Genomic DNA, 17,636 nt, shown 5'->3' on the forward strand with positions numbered 1-17,636 from the left:
TTGAAAAGGTTTGTGAGGCAATGCAAGATGCTTCGCAAACCTTTTTTGTTTTAAATCTAGCTAATATTTTTATCGCTAAACAATAAATAATTATTGAATTTTAATGTACTTTTGGTTAATATGATGTTAATAGTCTAAGGGTAATTATATGAATGGAGGAGAATGTGAAATGATAAATAAATACATAGTATCTATTTCTTTCATGGTTTTAGCGATCATTTCTTTAACTATACATGCTTCAAATAGTAGAGTGGGGGCGAATGGATTCCTTGAAGAACCTTTCTTTTTCCTAGTACCGATAAGTTATGTATTGTTCTTGAGTGGTATTGGTGTATTACTATTTGGATTTATTACTTCAAAGCTGAAAAAAAAGCAATAGATGAAATGAAGTCTAAGTAGTGAGGGATCCATTAATCGGGACAAAACACTCACTATGAAATAGAAACATACGATACGAAAGAAAAATAATAAGTGAGCTGAATCATGATGAATCATTATTTTTATAGTGGTAGACAAGTTGGAGCAGCTATTACACTAGCAGGAGCACAGGGGACAATTCATGCTGTGAATCAAGCGATTCAAATGCAGCAGCAAGCATATTTTGCACAAATGATGCAAGGACAGTATATGTCGTACTCACAGCCTCCGATGCAAATTGTACATTACGATGTGCATCCAGCGGGTTTATTCTCCATTCCATATGGCGGGACATACTTCTTATGAAAGAAAGCGACTGATAAGAGTCGCTTTCTTTTTTTATATTCCGCCTAGTTTCATTCCAAGGAATGCAAAAAGGATACCAATAATATAAGTAGCACTTAAATATAGAAATAGTATGCCAAAGTTTTTACGATTGAAGAGCTGAATGGACTCTAGTTTAAATGTTGAAAACGTCGTAAAGGCACCCATAAATCCAGTACCTAATAATAATTGCCAGCTTGTAGTGACTCCGTTGCCAATTATATATCCGAGTAAAAACGCGCCTGTTATATTAATGAGAAATGTAGCAATTGGAAAGGAAGTTTTATTTCTTTTTTTAAACCAATTACTAATTGCAAATCGTGTAATAGCACCGAAAAATCCACCTGTTGCCACTAATAAAGCTTCTATCATAAGTGATCACCTTCCGTAAGGTGTTTCTTAATTAAGAAATCACCTAGTGTATAGCCAAGACCAGACATAATGAGACCACCAAGTATACTGCATGATACATATAAGAAAGCCGTACCCCATTCAGAAAGATGGATTAGTTGCACAGTTTCTACACTAAATGTTGAAAACGTCGTAAAGGAACCGATGAATCCAGTCCCAATGCCTGTGATAATTTCTGAAGGCAAGATGTTTCTCCGAGCGATATACGTAGTCAGCCACGCTAATAAGAAGCAGCCGAGTAAGTTGATGAGCAATGTAGCTAGCGGAAATGAATGATTCCATGAAGTATGAATAGTAAGACCTAAATAATAGCGAGAAAGGGCTCCTAATATACCGGCTATGCCAACGATAATATAAATCAATTTCTTCACCTCTTTAAATAGCTTGCTCAAAAAAATAGACTCCTACCAGTAGTTATACTGGTAGGAGTCATTAGCTAAGCAGCAGTTATGGCGAACTCCATCGCCTATGATTATTACATATAGTGTACTAAAAATTGCGTAGAATTTCCAGTGAAGAAGTGGAGCTGTTTTGTATGTATGTGATGGTTTAGGATAGAGAATTTATACTTATAAACTAAATATAGTGATATAAGGTTTTTGATATGATAAAATGTTTCGTATGTCTGTCATTCGCTTCAGTTAACTGAAAATAAAGAAAAGTAAAATTGGTAGTTTTAGAAAAGGAGTCGTTCGTTTGAAAAAATTATTAAAAATAGTACTTATATGTATTTTAGTAGGGGTGGGAGTTGTAGGTGGTTTTTTAGCGTATATGACACTTACAAAAGAACAGCCAGCTAATGTTATAAGTTTGAAGGTGGAAAATAATAAGGAACGCGTGTTAGCGCTTGGAAATGAATTTAAAGTTACAACATTTAATATTGGATATGCTGGATTAGATAAGGATCAAGACTTCTTTATGGATGGTGGAAAAGGTTCTGGTTCAAGTAGTAAAGAGCAAACGGAAACGAATTTAAAGAAAATGCTTTCGTTTTTACAAAATGAGAATAGTGATTTTACGTTATTACAAGAAGTTGATATAAAATCAATGCGATCTTTTGATGTAAATGGGCATGAATTTTTGAAAAAAGGATTACCTGATTATGCTTCGTCGTTCGGAAAGAACTATGATACAAAATGGGTCCCTGTACCAATTACAAGTCCAATGGGATATGCGGAGGCTGGATTAAGTACGTTTTCTAAATATACAGTTCAAGCAGCGCAGAGGTTCCAGCTTCCTGGAATGGAACCTTGGCCAAAGCGTTTGTTTGATTTAGATCGAGCGATTGTTGAGCATAAGATACCTGTTAATAATGGGAAGTTTGTGAGACTCGTAAATTTACATTTGTCTGCGTATGATGAAGGCGGGAAAATTAGAAAACAGCAAGTAGAGTTTTTAAAAGAATATATGAACAAGCATTATGAAAATGGTGATTACGTAATAATGGGCGGAGATTGGAATCAATTACTTTCGAACGCTCAGTTAAGTGATCCGAAGTTTGTGAAAGAGCGTCCTGAGTGGTTAGTAGAGTTACCAAAGGACTTTACTGATGGTGGCTTTAAGTGGGCTGTAGATCCGTCTGTTATGACGGTGAGAGATGATGTGAAGAAGTATGTGGAAGGTGAAAACTTTGTCACGATTATTGATGGTTTTATCGTTTCATCGAATGTGGAAATTGTAAATGTACAAGGGAAAGATTTAAAGTTTGAAAATAGCGATCATAACCCAGTAAGTGCGGTATTTAAGCTGAAGTAATCTATATGTATAAGTAGAAGGTGGGGCTTCATATATGGAGTGGTTAAAGAGAACTTGTTTTTCTAACCTGGAGAAAGAATCACAGAAAAATCATTTATTGCTGTTCATTACGATTTGTAGTTTCTTTCTTGGAATAATCGCGATTGGGTATTACGGATATATTTTTACAGAGAGAGCAATAGCGTTTTGGGTTTGTGGTATTTCAGTTGTTGTATTTGGAACGCTGTTTACTTTTATAGAAAGCATGGAAGCGATGTATAAGTATATCATGACATTTATGTTGCTTATTATGTCTTTCATTATGGTACAAGCTTTTAATGAAAGTCCGGCTGTATTTCAAATGGTCTACTTTACATTAGCAGTTTCACTTATTTATTTAAGTGAACGTCTCGTTATCATTCTCGGCGGAGTGGCGGTTATTATCACATTTATTCTTTGTAGTTATTGGCCGGAGCAATTTTTTGCTTATACAGCGGCATCTGAAGCTGCAAACTTCGCAAGCTTGTTAGCGATCGTAACGATTGCAATGTGGGGCGTAACGAAGATTGGCTCTAATTTGTTAGCTCGTTTAAGTGATGAGAAGCAAGAAGTAATGAGGAAAGCTCAGGAGCTAGAAGAAACGCAAAGACTGATTGAGGAAACGGTTGGGAAACTAGATAATAATTTCAATCACTTAAGAGAAAATATGAATACATCGATGGAGTCGATGAGTGAAATTAATTTTGCTTTTGAAGAGGTGGCAGTTGGTACTCAATCACAATCAGAGATGATGTCACGTTCAGTAGAAGTATTGAACGATATGGAAGGGAATATTGAACAAATCATTTCGCAAGTAAGAAATGCATCGACTCGTGTTGATGAAAGTTTAGAGATTTCAAAGGGTAGTGTACATACTTTACGAAATTTTGAAGCGAATATGAGAAGTTTAAATGATGTTGTTTCACAATCAGGAATTATATTTAGAGATTTAATGATGCAGTCGAAGCAAATCAACGAAATTGTAGATGTAATAACGAATATCTCAAGTCAGACGAGTTTGCTAGCTTTAAATGCAAATATTGAAGCGGCAAGAGCAGGCGAGCATGGAAAAGGATTTGCTATTGTAGCGAATGAAGTATTAAAGCTTGCCGAAGAATCGAATCGCTCTGCGGGGAGAATTCAAGGTATTTTGAAGGAGTTTAGTAATCAGGCAAGTAAAGTGGAAGTACAGGTAGAAAAATCAGAAAAAGTACAAGAAGAATGTAATGAAATGCTAGCAAGTGTTTTAACAAATGTAACGGATTTAGGGAAGTTTATTGATGCAATTAATGATGTAATGAGAGAGATTGTTGGTCATCAAGAAAACTTGCAGGTTAAAACGACAAATATCGTAAAGGATGTTACACATGCTTCTAATGTAATTCAGCAAACTTCTGCGGCTACGGAAGAAGTGTTAGCAAGTGTGGAAGAAGAAAAACATCGAAATGATATATCGGTGAAGACGTTGCATACTGTTAGCGAGCAAGTGAAGTTGCTAGAAAATATTTTAGAAAAGTAATATCTCTTAAAAAGGGCACACCATGTGTGCTCTTTTTTCATTTAAATGAATACTTGATAGTAATTTAATTGCTTTTCTGCGCGTTTTCTGCCAAGCTTAAGGAGATAAACTGAGACTTTAATTAGTGGGGCTATACGCTACTGATTATTAGTTGAACCCCGCAAATAGCGGAATAAAATACTTCAAAGAAAGAATTATATAGGTGACGCATATGATCGAAGTTAAGACTTCTGAACTTAGTGATGGAGAATTTAATAGAGGGGTATTTGCAACTCGTGATATTAAAAAGGGTGAGTTGATTCACTCAGCACCAGTTATCTCTTATCCGAATGAACAGCATGAACACATTGAGAAAACGTTACTTGCTGACTACGCATTTGAGTATGGGGTAAATCATACAGCATTCCTTTTAGGATACGGCATGTTATTTAATCATGCATATAATCCGAATGCAACGTATGATATTGTCTTTGAGAATCACACGTTTAACTTCTTTGCTTACAAAGATATAAAAGCGGGAGAAGAGATTCTAATCAATTATAATGGTGAAGTTGATGACGATGAGCTATTATGGTTTGATAAGGAAAAAGAAGAGAACGAAAAGTAAATTATAATAAGTAATAAAAAAGATGCTTTTACATAGGTAAAAGCATCTTTTTTATTGATGAAAATAAAGTAAAGATTACAAAAAAATACCACTTTATTTTCGTATGGTATAGTAAGATACTGAAGGATAGTGTTTTGAAAAAGTAATATATTTTACAAATTGTTGTCTTTCTGATGACATGTCAAGTTTAGTAGCCCATTTGGGTTGCTTTATTATGCAATATATATTTTAATATGAGTGGCACCTCTTATAAATTAAGAGGTTTATAGGTGTCTCGAATTGATTTTGGGTACACTGTATCCACCACTTTAGGTTCGTTCATGTATGTGGGGATATTATGGGCCCGTATAACGGGATAAAAAGAATATAGAAATAGAGGAATCGTAAAATGAATATGCAAGAGGTTTATAAATATTTAAGTACGGTATTGCCTGAAGGTCATGTGAAACAAGATGAAATGTTAAAGAATCATACGCATATTAAAGTTGGTGGAAAAGCAGATGTGTTCGTTGCGCCGACAAATTATGATGAAATTCAAGAAGTTATCAAATATGCTAACGAATATAATATTCCAGTTACGTTTTTAGGAAATGGATCGAATGTCATTATTAAAGATGGTGGAATTCGTGGGATTACCGTAAGTTTAATTCACATTACAGATGTGACTGTAACAGGAACGACGATTGTGGCACAGTGTGGTGCAGCAATTATTGATGTATCACGTATTGCATTAGATCATAATTTAACGGGTCTTGAGTTTGCTTGTGGTATTCCAGGTTCAGTTGGTGGAGCTTTATATATGAATGCTGGCGCATACGGCGGTGAAGTATCGTTTGTATTAACAGAAGCTGTCGTAATGACAGGTGATGGAGAGTTACGTACTTTAACGAAAGAAGCATTTGAATTTGGATATCGTAAGAGTGTATTTGCAAACAACCATTACATTATTCTTGAAGCAAGATTTGAGCTTCAAGAAGGTGTGCGTGAAGAAATTAAAGAAAAAATGGATGATTTAACGTTTAAACGTGAATCAAAACAACCTCTAGAATATCCTTCATGTGGTAGTGTATTTAAGCGTCCACCAAATAACTTTGCTGGTAAATTGATTCAAGAATCAGGACTACAAGGTAAGCGAATTGGCGGAGTGGAAGTTTCTTTAAAACACGCTGGATTTATGGTGAATGTTGATAACGGAACAGCACAAGATTACATCGATTTAATTCACTTTGTACAAAAGACTGTTGAAGAGAAATTTGGCGTGAAGTTAGAGCGAGAAGTAAGGATTATTGGAGAAGATCTATAATAATCTTTGAATTAAAAGCGTATAAAAGTATGAATTATTTTAAAATAACATTTGGGTATTGTTGACAATTTGTTTTCAATTCAATATAATGGCTAATAATTTAACAAATAACATACGTTGAAAGAGCCCAGTAGCAGTTTGTCACTGTTAATGAGAGAGCTAGGGGTTGCTGGAACCTAGCACAAACAAACTTGCGAATTACACTCTGGAGTATCTTAGGTAATGCTAAGCGGATTGGCAATCGATATTATTGCTAAGAGTGGTATGAGTAGCTATGCTATTTATACAAACTGGGTGGTAACACGGTGAATAATCGTCCCTATGTCATAGACATAGGGACTTTTTGTTTTCAAAAAAATAGAGGAGATGACAAAAGATGAATATTATTGATGAATTAGAATGGCGCGGCGCCATTAATCAACAGACGGACGAAGAAGGGTTACGTAAGCTAGTAGAAGAGAAACAGATTTCACTATACTGCGGAGTTGATCCGACTGGTGATAGTATGCATATTGGACATTTAATTCCGTTTATGATGATGAAGAGATTTCAGTTAGCTGGCCATCATCCAGTTATTTTAATTGGTGGGGCAACAGGAACGATTGGTGATCCGAGCGGACGTCAATCAGAACGTCAACTTCAAACGTTAGAAGTAGTTCAGCATAATGTGGATGCGTTAACAGCGCAAATGAAAAAGCTATTTGATTTTGGCGGAAATAGCGAAGTGAAGATGGTAAATAACTACGACTGGACACATGAAATAAACATTATTGAGTTTTTACGTGATTACGGGAAGAACTTTAGCATTAATAGCATGTTAGCGAAGGATATTGTAGCAAGTCGTTTAGATACAGGAATTTCTTTTACAGAATTTACGTACCAAATTTTGCAAGCGATGGACTTCCATCATTTATACACGAAAGAAGATGTTCAACTGCAAATTGGTGGTAGTGACCAATGGGGAAATATTACGAGTGGTTTAGATTTAATTCGTAAGTTAGAAGGGCACGAAGCGAAAGTATTCGGATTAACGATTCCGTTATTACTGAAATCAGATGGTACGAAGTTCGGTAAATCAGCAGGTGGTGCAGTTTGGCTTGATCCTGAAAAAACAACACCATTTGAATTTTACCAGTTTTGGGTGAATACAGATGACCGTGATGTAGTGAAATACTTGAAATACTTTACGTTCTTAACGAAAGAGCGCATTGATGAATTGGCAACGAAGGTAGAAACAGAGCCTCATAGACGTGAAGCGCAAAAAGTATTAGCGGAAGAAATGACGAAATTCGTTCATGGAGAAGAGGCCTTCCTGCAAGCTATGAAAATTACAGCAGCGTTATTTAGCGGAGATATTAAATCATTAACAGCTGATGAAATTGAGCAGGGCTTTAAAGAGATGCCAACATTCCAGTCTTCAAAGGAGACGAAAAATATCGTAGAATGGCTAGTCGATTTAGGAATTGAGCCATCTAGACGACAAGCACGTGAAGATATTAATAATGGAGCTATTTCGATGAATGGCGAAAAAGTAACGGATGTGGGTACAGATGTTACTGTAGAAAATTCATTTGATGGACGATTTATTATTATTCGTAAAGGGAAGAAGAACTACAGCTTAGTGAAGTTAGGAGAATAATTTGTGTGAAAGGATGGGAGTAGGAAGAATACTTCCATCTTTTCATATACACAATTTAGACATAAAATAATCAGTAAATTTAGATAATTAAAAGGGTTATAATATTCTTCTGCCGAATAAATAAGTTAGAGAAAATTACGGACAAAAATAGCCCGAACCATGCAGGGCATGATTCGGGCTTATATTCAGATTAGTAAGCTAAGCTGAATAGACCTTTAATGTGTGATAAGTAACGAACGTTACTTGCTTCTTTCATTAATGATGCTGGTAAGCCTTTAAGTGGAGTATTGCTTGCTCCAATTGTAGCAACAGCATCTTTACGTCCTAGACTAGCAAGTGTTCCAGAGTTTACAGGTGCGAACTCTTCGAATGCTTTGCCTTCTAGTGCTGCGTATAAGTTGTATCCAATTAACTCACCCATTTGCCAAGCGATTTGTGCAGTTGGTGGGTATGGACGTCCGTCTGGAGCGAAGACAACAGCGCTGTCTCCAGCAACGAATACGTCTTTGTGAGAAGTAGATTGTAGGTATGCATCAACTGTTGCACGGCCACGGTTTACTTCAAGACCTGATTCACCGATTAATGGGTTACCTTGTACGCCGCCTGTCCAAACGAATGTGTTAGCAACAAGTTTTTGACCGTCTTTTAAGTCGATTTCATTGCCAGCAACGTTTGTTACAGGAAGACCTGTTAAGAATGTAACACCGCGTGCTTCTAGGCTAGTAGTTGCACGTTCGATTAAGTGGTCTGGTAATACTGGAAGGATTTTTGGACCTGCTTCAACAAGAAGAAGTTTAACTTCTTTTGGATTTACGCCGTGGCTTTTTGCAAGTTTAGGCATAATGTCAGCAAGCTCACCAACTAGCTCAACGCCAGTTAATCCGCCACCACCGATTACGATTGTAGCATCAGCTTCGTTTTTCGTTTTCGCGTATTCACGAATACGGTCTTCAACGTGTTTGTAGATTTTGTTTGCATCAGCAGCAGATTTTAATACCATGCTGTTTTCTTCTAGTCCTGGAATACCGAAGTAAGCAGTTTTACTTCCTAAAGCAACTACAAGTGCGTCGTAAGATAAAGTAGTGCCACCAGCTAGTTTAATTTCTTTGCTATCAACTGAGAATGACTCAACTGTTGCGATTTTAAGATCGATGTCTTTACCTTTGAAAAGCTTTGTAAGTGGCATTGCAATTGCTTGCTCAGCAACGTTACCAGCTGCAAGGCGGTGTAGTTCAGTGATGATTTGGTGTGTTGGGTATTGGTTAATCACTGTAACTTGTGCTTCTGATTTGCTGTAATATTTACGTACGTTTAAAGCGGCAAGAAGACCGCCATAACCAGCGCCTAAGATGACAATTTGTTTTGACATAGTATGATATCCCCCGTCTTTACTAATTGTTGTTATAAGTTAACTTATTTATTGTTACGTTCTGCACTAATTTGAAGATATGCGTTCACAAAGCGGAACATTTTTTGTGCTTGTGGGTCTTTTAGTAACTTTAATAGACCGAACAGGCCGATAACTTCGTTGCTTTCGTCAGCACGATCTTTCGCTTCGATAGCAGTCGCAGCCATGCCTTTCACTGTATCTTTTACAGGTTCTACAAGCTCTGTGATTGCACTAACAGTGTCGCTTTTTAATACTTCATCAGTAGCAACAGTTTGAGCGAAGTCATAAGACTTAGTTAAAATATTAACAAGCTCAGTTAATTTTGGAAGCTGTTCTACTAGTGTAGTTAATGATTCTTGTACCTCAGGTTTTAACAACTGATCAAGTACATCAAGTTGTCCTTGGCTAGCAGAAATTTGTACAGTTTCTTGTTCTGGCTTTGTTTGAGTCATAGTTTCTGGCATCTCCAATTCTCCTTTACGATAGCAATACTCTTATTTTTGATAGGTAAGATAGTAAACGTTTGCGAAACTTTATACAAAGTTTCACAAAGCACAATAAAATGCCTTTAAATTTATGCCAGCAAGTAAGCTGAAATCATAAATCCAAAACCATAATGTCCTACCTATTATTTATGAACTGTCCGATACATGGCTTGTCCGCATAATGGAAAGTTCCTTTATCGGAAAGTGTATATAATATATATCCTATATTATATACTATATACACCTATGTTAACATAAAAATGATTCCTAATTATTTGATATTAAGCGTATAATGTAGTACTGACAAGGCGTGAAAGCGCATAAATTATTTTGTTAAGGTTAGAAAGGTACGTATATATAAATAAAAAAAGGAAAAAATGGACAAATTTATGTTCATTTTTTCCTTTTTTTATTGTTCACCTTCTGTAATTAGCATCGATGTGTTACCGCTTTTTTCAAGGTGGCATTCGCCCCAAGTACAAAGGGAATCAAGAATGGATTCTAAAGACCAACCGTAGTCTGTAAGAGAATATTCTACTTTCGGTGGTACTTGATTGTATACCTTTCTTTGAATAACTCCGTCTTCTTCTAATTCGCGTAATTGCTGTGTTAACATCTTTTGTGTAATACCAGGCATGAGACGTTTTAATTCACTCGTTCTCTTTGTACCTTTCGTTAAGTGGCAAAGAATAACGACTTTCCATTTTCCGCCGATAACCTCTAAAGTCGCTTCAACGGGAATATTATATTTCTTCATATAAAAAAATCTCCTTTGATGAATATAGATTTCAATTCTCCAACAAAAGAAGCCAAATAATTTAAATGTTACTAAAAAGTACCTATAGCACTTTAAAGTACGTACTTTTTATCATGTTGAATATGTTCCATAATAGCATACGTAAGAGGGAAATGAGTAGTACGGTACTAAAAAGTGCCTATGTTACTTTTTGGTACCTATCGTACTTTAAAGTGCGTTCTTCAAAAAAAGAGTGAAGCCATTCATAATAGCATATATCAGCAGTAACATTATTTTTGTAGAAGAAAAAAGGCCTTTTTTCATACTATTATGATTGGATTTCTCGTATTAAGGAGGAGTTCAATTGAATTCATATACAGTATCTTCTTCGGTAGTACAGACGAATCGGAGAAGCATGTTTGCTTTATTAGCACTAGCAATTAGTGCGTTTGGAATTGGTACAACCGAATTTATTAGTGTCGGTTTATTACCATCTATTTCAGAGGATTTACATGTTTCTGTTACAACAGCGGGTTTAACCGTTTCTTTATATGCATTAGGAGTAGCGTTTGGTGCCCCAGTATTAACGTCATTAACAGCTAGTATGTCGCGAAAGGCGTTATTAATGTGGATTATGATTATTTTCATTATTGGTAATGGAATTGCGGCAGTGGCAACAAGTTTTACTGTGTTGCTTATCGCAAGGGTTGTATCTGCGTTTGCACACGGCGTTTTTATGTCGATAGGATCCACAATTGCGGCTGCGCTTGTACCAGAGAATAAACGTGCGAGTGCAATTGCATTTATGTTTACTGGTTTAACTGTTGCGACCATTACAGGCGTACCGATTGGAACATTTATCGGTCAACAATTTGGCTGGAGAACATCGTTTATGGTAATTGTGGCAATTGGAATCGTTGCCTTAATCGCCAATAGTATGCTAATTCCTTCTAACTTAAAAAAAGGTACGTCTGTATCATTTCGCGATCAATTCAAACTGATTACGAATGGAAGGCTATTACTTGTATTTATTATTACTGCATTAGGATACGGGGGAACATTCGTAACGTTTACGTATTTATCTCCGCTATTACAAGAAGTAACAGGATTTAAATCAAGTACCGTTACAATTATTTTGTTAGTGTACGGAATTGCAATTGCGATTGGGAATATGGTTGGCGGGAAATTATCAAATCATAATCCGATTCGAGCATTATTTTACATGTTCTTTATTCAAGCAATTGTATTATTTGTTTTAACATTTACAGCGCCATTTAAAGTCGCTGGACTCATCACAATTATTTTTATGGGACTATTTGCGTTTATGAATGTTCCTGGGCTACAAGTGTATGTCGTTATCTTGGCTGAGAGATTTGTTCCAAGTGCTGTTGATGTGGCATCAGCGATTAACATTGCAGCATTTAACGCAGGAATTGCTCTTGGTGCTTACTTGGGCGGTATTGTAACGAACTCGTTAGGGTTAATTCATACGGCCTGGGTAGGCGGCATCATGGTAGCAGGGGCTGTTATTTTAACAGCGTGGAGTATGACATTAGAAAAAAGGGATTAAGTGAAATAAGGGAGAGAAAATATAATGAAAAATTTACAAAGTACAACAACATTGCATAACGGTGTAGAAATGCCTTGGTTCGGTTTAGGTGTATTTAAAGTAGAAGATGGACCAGAACTTGTAGAAGCAGTAAAATCGGCGATTAAAGCAGGATACCGCAGTATTGATACAGCTGCGATTTATGGAAATGAAAAAGCAGTTGGAGAAGGAATTCGCGCTGGTATAAAAGAAGCCGGGATTACTCGAGAAGATTTATTTATTACTTCAAAAGTGTGGAATTCGGATCAAGGATATGAAACGACACTTGCTGCATATGAAGAGAGCTTAAAAAAATTAGAGCTAGATTATTTAGACTTATATCTTGTCCATTGGCCTGTAGAAGGGAAATACAAAGATACGTGGAGAGCGTTAGAAACACTGTATAAAGAAGAACGTGTGCGTGCAATTGGCGTAAGTAACTTCCAAATTCATCATCTGAAAGACGTATTAGCAGGTGCAGAAATGAAACCAATGATTAACCAAGTGGAATATCACCCTCGTTTAACACAAAAAGAATTACAAGCGTTCTGTAAAGAGCAAGGTATTCAAATGGAAGCATGGTCACCACTTATGCAAGGTCAATTATTAGATAACGAAACATTACAAGAAATTGCTGATAAGTATGATAAAACGACAGCTCAAATCATTTTACGTTGGGATCTTCAAAATGAAGTTGTAACAATTCCGAAATCAACGAAAGAACACCGCATTATTGCAAATGCTCATATATTTAATTTTGAATTAACGAAAGAAGATATGGAGAAAATTGATGCGTTAAATGAAAATCATCGCGTTGGTCCAGATCCTGATAACTTTGATTTCTAAACTTATAGTGGAGAGAAGGGGTGCAAACAGTTTGCACTCTTTTTTGTTTTGCTTATGCATAAAAAAAGTTTCTAACTAAATAATAAGCAGAAGAAAATTTGTTATTTCATAAGGGGTTGTAAACATGAATATAAAAAGATCGTTCAAGCTAATGGCCGCTTTTTTGAGTGTTTTATTTGTATTTGCGAACTTATTATTTCCACTTCAAAAAGCATTCGCGGAAGTTATGGATCATACAAAGTATGAAATGGATTGGAGTTATAGTAGGTCAAAGAAGAAACCAATTCGAACAGAGCTTATTAAAACAGCAGATGGAAAAATTGCCTTTTGCTTAAATGTAGATTTGAAATCTCCAAGCGGTCAAGATTTACCGGAAATGGGCAAAGTGGATATTAATGTATACCGTGTACTGTTAAATGGGTATCCGCAAAAGAGTCCACAAGAATTAGGTGTTTCTGATTGGAGAGAGGCACATTATGCAACGCAGCTTGCAGTATGGAATGCGTTAAAACAAATTGATATTAATGATTTAGATTTCCGTAATAAAAATGTAGAAAAGGTAACGAAAGATATCGTTGCAAAAGCAAGTGCTAGTGAAGAATTACAAGAAATTACGATGAGCGTAATACCGTCAGAAGAACAACAAGCAGTGTTGAAAAATGATTTCTTTGAAACAGGTTTATATACAGTAGAAACAAATGCGAAAAGCGGAACATATAAAGTGCAAGCAACAGGTGCACCAGAAGGCGCGAAATTTGTAAATGAAAAGGGCGAAGCAAAAACGGAATTTAATGTAGGAGAAAAGTTCCGCATCTTAATTCCGAAACAAACACCAGCTGGTGGGTTTAGCTTTAAAGTATTAGGAAATTTAACAAAGTTACAAGGGATTGCACATAAAGGGACACCGACTATTCAAAATGCAGTTGTATTACTTGAGCGTAGTGAAGAAAAAACAAGTCCGGAGTTATCGGTAAGTTGGAAAACAACAAATGGTCATGATAATAATAAACCACATACTCCAAATGAACCACATAAACCGAATCAAAAGAGATAATGAAAAAGCATTGGCACACAGCCAATGCTTTTTTGCAGTTCATTTATTTACAGAGCCATTATCTTTAGTAAAGCAGTTTGCATATGCACTGAATGGATCTTCGATACTTTTCATTATATGGTTGACGCTTTTACAATGTATCGTTTGGTGGTTATTCGTAGATAGAAAAAGGAGTGGATTATAATCGATAAAGATATTTTAATGTTACCGCTAGTACTTATAGCGATTGCTCTATTTCTTTTCACTTCACAAATCTACATAGCGACCCTTTTGTATAAGTATGAAAAGTCTTGGTGGTGGGGAGGACTTAGTTTTCTTTTACCGTTCGGACTCAATGTGTATATATATCAAATTATTATATTAGAAAATCGAGTGGGGATATTGTTTGAAGGACTAAATTTAAGTGAAAGAAAATTATGGAGAAAAATATATGTTCTTGTTTGCATGCTTCGGATTTCTTGCATCACCAACATGAATATTTTGATCAGTACGGTATAATGAAAACAAGAAATTAGAGAGAGAGATAAAAAATGAAACTTCGTATTTGTGAAATAACGACAGAAAATCGGCATGAAATTGCTAAGTTAAAAGTAACAGAGGAACAGCATAAATTTATTGAAAGTACAGTTGAAAATTGTTTAGTTGATACTGAAACAAAATATAAAGAAGATGCAATTTCAGTAGGGCTATATGATGGTGATACACCTATTGGATATGCAATGTATGGCTGGTTTGAGGAAGAAGAAAAGGCTGTATATTTAAATCAATTTGTCATCGACAGTGCATGCCAAGGAAAAGGGTATGCAAAACCATTATTACGTTTGTTGATGGACCATTTTAACACAGAATATAATTGCAAAGTTATGTATTTAAGCATACATCCAGAAAATAAACTTGCACAAAAGTTATATGAATCAATAGGCTTCCATTTAACTGGTGAAATTGAAGATGAATGGTTACATGGAAAAGGATTTATAATGAAACGTATGCTGGATTAATAAAAACCTGTCCGGAAGATTAGTATCTTTCAGGCGGTTTTTTATTTTAAAATAGCATTGGAATTTAAAATTTGAACATTACGATTTTTGGATTAATTCATAAAATTTTAATATTAATCTAATTGAAATGTCTATCTAAGGAGAAAAATATCGTGTACAATTCACTTTGGAAAAACTGTCCATAGATGGATGCCTATGAATTAATTGTAAAAAACAATATTTTTATACACATTTTTCATGTATAGACAACAATACATATTAAATGTATTTCTTATCATTATCCCGTGATGTAAAAAAAGGAGAACTCATCATAAAACATAGAGAAAGATGAGGAGGAATTTTAGACTTAAAATTTTTTTCTATATAAGAAAGCGAATACATATAGGGAATAAAGGTAAGCGATATTGGGGCGCGAAGTTTTGTTGTGTATTTAAAATGGTTGTATAAAGATAAATTGATTTTGCAGTAAATGAATATATCTATGATGGTTTGCATTACAAAAAGAACAGGGGACACAGATTATGTCGAAGAAAAAGAGTAGTAGGGTATTAGTGGCTGGGATATGTATATCTACATTATTATCGCCAGTAGCTTTCGAAGCATCGAAAGGATATGCAGCACCTTTGGAAGAAAATAAAGGTGGAAAATTAGAAGAGGTTAAAGAGAATAAGTTTGAGCAAAGGACGTTTCATGTACCTGGAAAAGGTGATATAGAAAAGGAAACGAAACGCTTAAAAGTAAGTGTTCACCTTTCGGTTAACGAACCGACTGGAATTTATGCAGCGCCAAACGAAAAGATTACAATTGAAATAAAAGGAACGCAGTCTATTCAAGCTTTTATGGGAACGAGATCATATGATGAAAAGGACCCTGAAAAGTTTGATTTAAAACCTGGTAAAAATGTTATTTCATCACCAAATGGTGGTATTTTATATTTTTACAATATGAACGACGAAGGTGAGGTAACGGCTTCTGTTACGAATGGTGGTAGCCATTTTCCTTTGTTTATTTTAGGTAAGCATACGAAAAAAGATTTTGATGAAATGTTGAAGAAATATAAGGATCCTTATGCAGTTGAATTAAAAGGTGAGAGAAGTTTAATTACTGCGAGTTATAATGCTGTTCAAGATCATATGAACGATACAGATCCAATAAAGTTAATGAAATTACATGATAAGATTATTCGTTTGGAAAATGCAGTAGCAGGATTATCTGAGGACGGTATTGGAGTCGCAAAATCTCCAAATCATTACGTTCAGTTTGTTGAAAAACGGAATCCGGATGAAGATGATTATATGTTTGCAACAGATTATCGTACAGCATATATCCCAAAAGTAATGAATAGAGTATTGGATTTAGAAGTACTTGAAAAGGATGGTTGGGGACCATGGCATGAAGTTGGACATTTACATCAACAAAGGCCGTGGGACTGGGATGCTGTTGGGGAAGTAACAGTCAACATTTATTCTTTAGCAGTACAAAAAGCATTAGGGAATAAACTAGACATGGAAGAACATTATGAAAAATCATTTGAGTATTTAGAAAGACCTATTGCCGAAAGAGTAATTGATGAAATTGATCCGCTTACGATGTTTTGGCAATTAAATATCGTTTATGGGGAAGATTTTTATCCTACATTGCATCAAGCGTATCGCTTGTTATCTGAAGAGGAAATGCCTACTTCTGATGAAGAGAAAAAGCAAATGTTTGTTTATATGACATCAAAAGTGGCAGGACAAAATTTAGTTCCATTCTTTAAAGAATGGGGATTAACTCCAAGTGATGAGACTAGAGAAAAAATAGAAAAATTAAATTTACCTAAATTAGAAAAAGAAATATGGAAAGCTACAGATAGTAATGATATTCGCGAGAAGCAAGTTGAACCGTATAAAGTTCCGTATGGTGAACCTGCTAATGAGGTACAAAACCTTGTAGTTGGTACGAATTTTGATGAAGAAAAAGCGGGTAAACTTGTTCAAAATTTAGGTGAGAATGTAAAAGTAACAGGTAAGATTATATGGTCTAAATTAGACGCTGGAAAACAGGAAGTGTTAGTAGAAATTGAGGATGAGAAGGGAAATAAAAATTAAATTCCTGTTCAAGTTAATGGTATTTATGGTGACAGTATCATTTTTCAAGGAATTTCAAATGATGTAATGTCAACAGTGACGCTTCGTCACAATGAAAAAGAATTAAATGTAAACTTTACTAGTAATAAAATACATTACCGTTTTGAAAAAGAAGCATATATGGGTTTGACAGTATATGATCGAAATGGAATTGAAAAGAAACGTGTATCAGCAGAAGGGCAAGAAACTGGAAAAAGATTTGCTGAACTAAATGGAGTGGATTTTGAATATGGAGATGTAGTGAAAGTGTATCATGCCGAGTCAGGTCGTTTAATTTGGTACAAAAATAGTGAGTTAGTTGGAAAAGGAGATAAGAAAAAGTTTAAAGAAATTTCCTTCAAGATTACTCCAAATGGCTTAGAACAAGTGCAATAATAAAAAAAGCTCGTAAAACATTATGTTTTACGAGCTTTTTTT

Annotated in this window: 16 protein-coding genes, 1 pseudogene, 1 riboswitch and 1 other annotated feature; of the genes and pseudogenes, 12 read left to right on the plus strand and 5 right to left on the minus strand. The window is 35.3% G+C overall.

Annotation, left to right across the window (positions count from 1 at the left end):
* Positions 1-148 precede the first annotated feature (148 nt).
* On the plus strand, positions 149-379 hold the full coding sequence (locus ACSG5Z_RS22265; protein WP_098857449.1) for a DUF3955 domain-containing protein: 231 nt from the start codon (positions 149-151) through the stop codon (positions 377-379).
* 104 nt (positions 380-483) lie between these two features.
* Positions 484-723, plus strand: coding sequence for a DUF3947 family protein (locus ACSG5Z_RS22270; protein ID WP_000980964.1), 240 nt, complete (start codon positions 484-486; stop codon positions 721-723).
* A 33-nt stretch (positions 724-756) separates the two neighbouring features.
* Here the strand turns inward: ACSG5Z_RS22270 and crcB (ACSG5Z_RS22275) are convergent, their stop codons facing one another.
* Both crcB (ACSG5Z_RS22275) and crcB (ACSG5Z_RS22280) read right to left on the minus strand, forming a co-directional pair.
* Complete coding sequence (gene crcB / locus ACSG5Z_RS22275) at positions 757-1,113, minus strand: fluoride efflux transporter CrcB (protein WP_087983980.1); 357 nt, start codon at positions 1,111-1,113, stop codon at positions 757-759.
* Positions 1,110-1,514, minus strand: a complete 405-nt coding sequence (gene crcB, locus ACSG5Z_RS22280; RefSeq protein WP_179211913.1) for a fluoride efflux transporter CrcB — start codon at positions 1,512-1,514, stop codon at positions 1,110-1,112. Before crcB (ACSG5Z_RS22280) ends, crcB (ACSG5Z_RS22275) begins: the two co-directional genes overlap by 4 nt.
* A gap of 54 nt (positions 1,515-1,568) precedes the next feature.
* A riboswitch (Fluoride riboswitch) is annotated at positions 1,569-1,628 on the minus strand.
* A 220-nt stretch (positions 1,629-1,848) separates the two neighbouring features.
* Here crcB (ACSG5Z_RS22280) and ACSG5Z_RS22285 point away from each other — a divergent pair.
* The 5 genes from ACSG5Z_RS22285 to tyrS all read left to right on the plus strand — a co-directional run bounded on the left by ACSG5Z_RS22285 (position 1,849) and on the right by tyrS (position 7,993).
* The gene (locus ACSG5Z_RS22285; RefSeq protein WP_149212869.1) at positions 1,849-2,907 is read left to right on the plus strand and encodes an endonuclease/exonuclease/phosphatase family protein; all 1,059 of its coding nucleotides are present in this window, start codon (positions 1,849-1,851) and stop codon (positions 2,905-2,907) included.
* Between the two features lie 34 nt (positions 2,908-2,941).
* On the plus strand, positions 2,942-4,444 hold the full coding sequence (locus ACSG5Z_RS22290; RefSeq protein WP_149212868.1) for a DUF4077 domain-containing protein: 1,503 nt from the start codon (positions 2,942-2,944) through the stop codon (positions 4,442-4,444).
* A gap of 211 nt (positions 4,445-4,655) precedes the next feature.
* On the plus strand, positions 4,656-5,051 hold the full coding sequence (locus tag ACSG5Z_RS22295) for an SET domain-containing protein (RefSeq protein ID WP_000573650.1): 396 nt from the start codon (positions 4,656-4,658) through the stop codon (positions 5,049-5,051).
* A gap of 388 nt (positions 5,052-5,439) precedes the next feature.
* Complete coding sequence (gene murB / locus ACSG5Z_RS22300) at positions 5,440-6,354, plus strand: UDP-N-acetylmuramate dehydrogenase (RefSeq protein ID WP_048542427.1); 915 nt, start codon at positions 5,440-5,442, stop codon at positions 6,352-6,354.
* A 108-nt stretch (positions 6,355-6,462) separates the two neighbouring features.
* Positions 6,463-6,678: a binding site (T-box leader), on the plus strand.
* A 52-nt stretch (positions 6,679-6,730) separates the two neighbouring features.
* Positions 6,731-7,993, plus strand: a complete 1,263-nt coding sequence (tyrS, locus tag ACSG5Z_RS22305; RefSeq protein WP_435712150.1) for a tyrosine--tRNA ligase — start codon at positions 6,731-6,733, stop codon at positions 7,991-7,993.
* Positions 7,994-8,183: 190 nt separating this feature from the next.
* Here tyrS and ACSG5Z_RS22310 read toward each other — a convergent pair whose 3' ends face one another.
* From ACSG5Z_RS22310 to ACSG5Z_RS22320, 3 genes are all read right to left on the minus strand, one after another.
* Positions 8,184-9,362, minus strand: a complete 1,179-nt coding sequence (locus ACSG5Z_RS22310; protein WP_000043194.1) for an NAD(P)/FAD-dependent oxidoreductase — start codon at positions 9,360-9,362, stop codon at positions 8,184-8,186.
* A gap of 44 nt (positions 9,363-9,406) precedes the next feature.
* On the minus strand, positions 9,407-9,847 hold the full coding sequence (locus ACSG5Z_RS22315; protein WP_001115312.1) for a DUF1641 domain-containing protein: 441 nt from the start codon (positions 9,845-9,847) through the stop codon (positions 9,407-9,409).
* Between the two features lie 430 nt (positions 9,848-10,277).
* Positions 10,278-10,625, minus strand: coding sequence for a winged helix-turn-helix transcriptional regulator (locus tag ACSG5Z_RS22320; protein ID WP_000760478.1), 348 nt, complete (start codon positions 10,623-10,625; stop codon positions 10,278-10,280).
* Positions 10,626-11,019: 394 nt separating this feature from the next.
* Between ACSG5Z_RS22320 and ACSG5Z_RS22325 the strand changes: the two genes are divergently transcribed.
* The 5 genes and pseudogenes from ACSG5Z_RS22325 to ACSG5Z_RS22345 all read left to right on the plus strand — a co-directional run.
* Positions 11,020-12,174 (plus strand): MFS transporter, encoded by a 1,155-nt coding sequence (locus tag ACSG5Z_RS22325; RefSeq protein ID WP_176546149.1) that lies wholly within the window; start codon positions 11,020-11,022, stop codon positions 12,172-12,174.
* Between the two features lie 24 nt (positions 12,175-12,198).
* Positions 12,199-13,038 carry a glyoxal/methylglyoxal reductase gene (gene pgoN, locus ACSG5Z_RS22330; RefSeq protein ID WP_060488090.1) on the plus strand — a complete coding sequence of 280 codons (840 nt, stop codon included), beginning with the start codon at positions 12,199-12,201 and terminating at the stop codon, positions 13,036-13,038.
* 124 nt (positions 13,039-13,162) lie between these two features.
* Positions 13,163-14,092: a thioester domain-containing protein gene (locus tag ACSG5Z_RS22335; RefSeq protein ID WP_088064771.1), complete on the plus strand. Its 930-nt coding sequence runs from the start codon at positions 13,163-13,165 to the stop codon at positions 14,090-14,092.
* 530 nt (positions 14,093-14,622) lie between these two features.
* Positions 14,623-15,090: a GNAT family N-acetyltransferase gene (locus ACSG5Z_RS22340; protein ID WP_088064769.1), complete on the plus strand. Its 468-nt coding sequence runs from the start codon at positions 14,623-14,625 to the stop codon at positions 15,088-15,090.
* 521 nt (positions 15,091-15,611) lie between these two features.
* Positions 15,612-17,582 (plus strand): annotated as a pseudogene (locus ACSG5Z_RS22345) (M60 family metallopeptidase); the annotation flags it as partial.
* Positions 17,583-17,636: the final 54 nt, after the last annotated feature.

The sequence above is a fragment of the Bacillus pretiosus genome, assembly GCF_051294775.1.
GTDB lineage: Bacteria > Bacillota > Bacilli > Bacillales > Bacillaceae_G > Bacillus_A > Bacillus_A wiedmannii.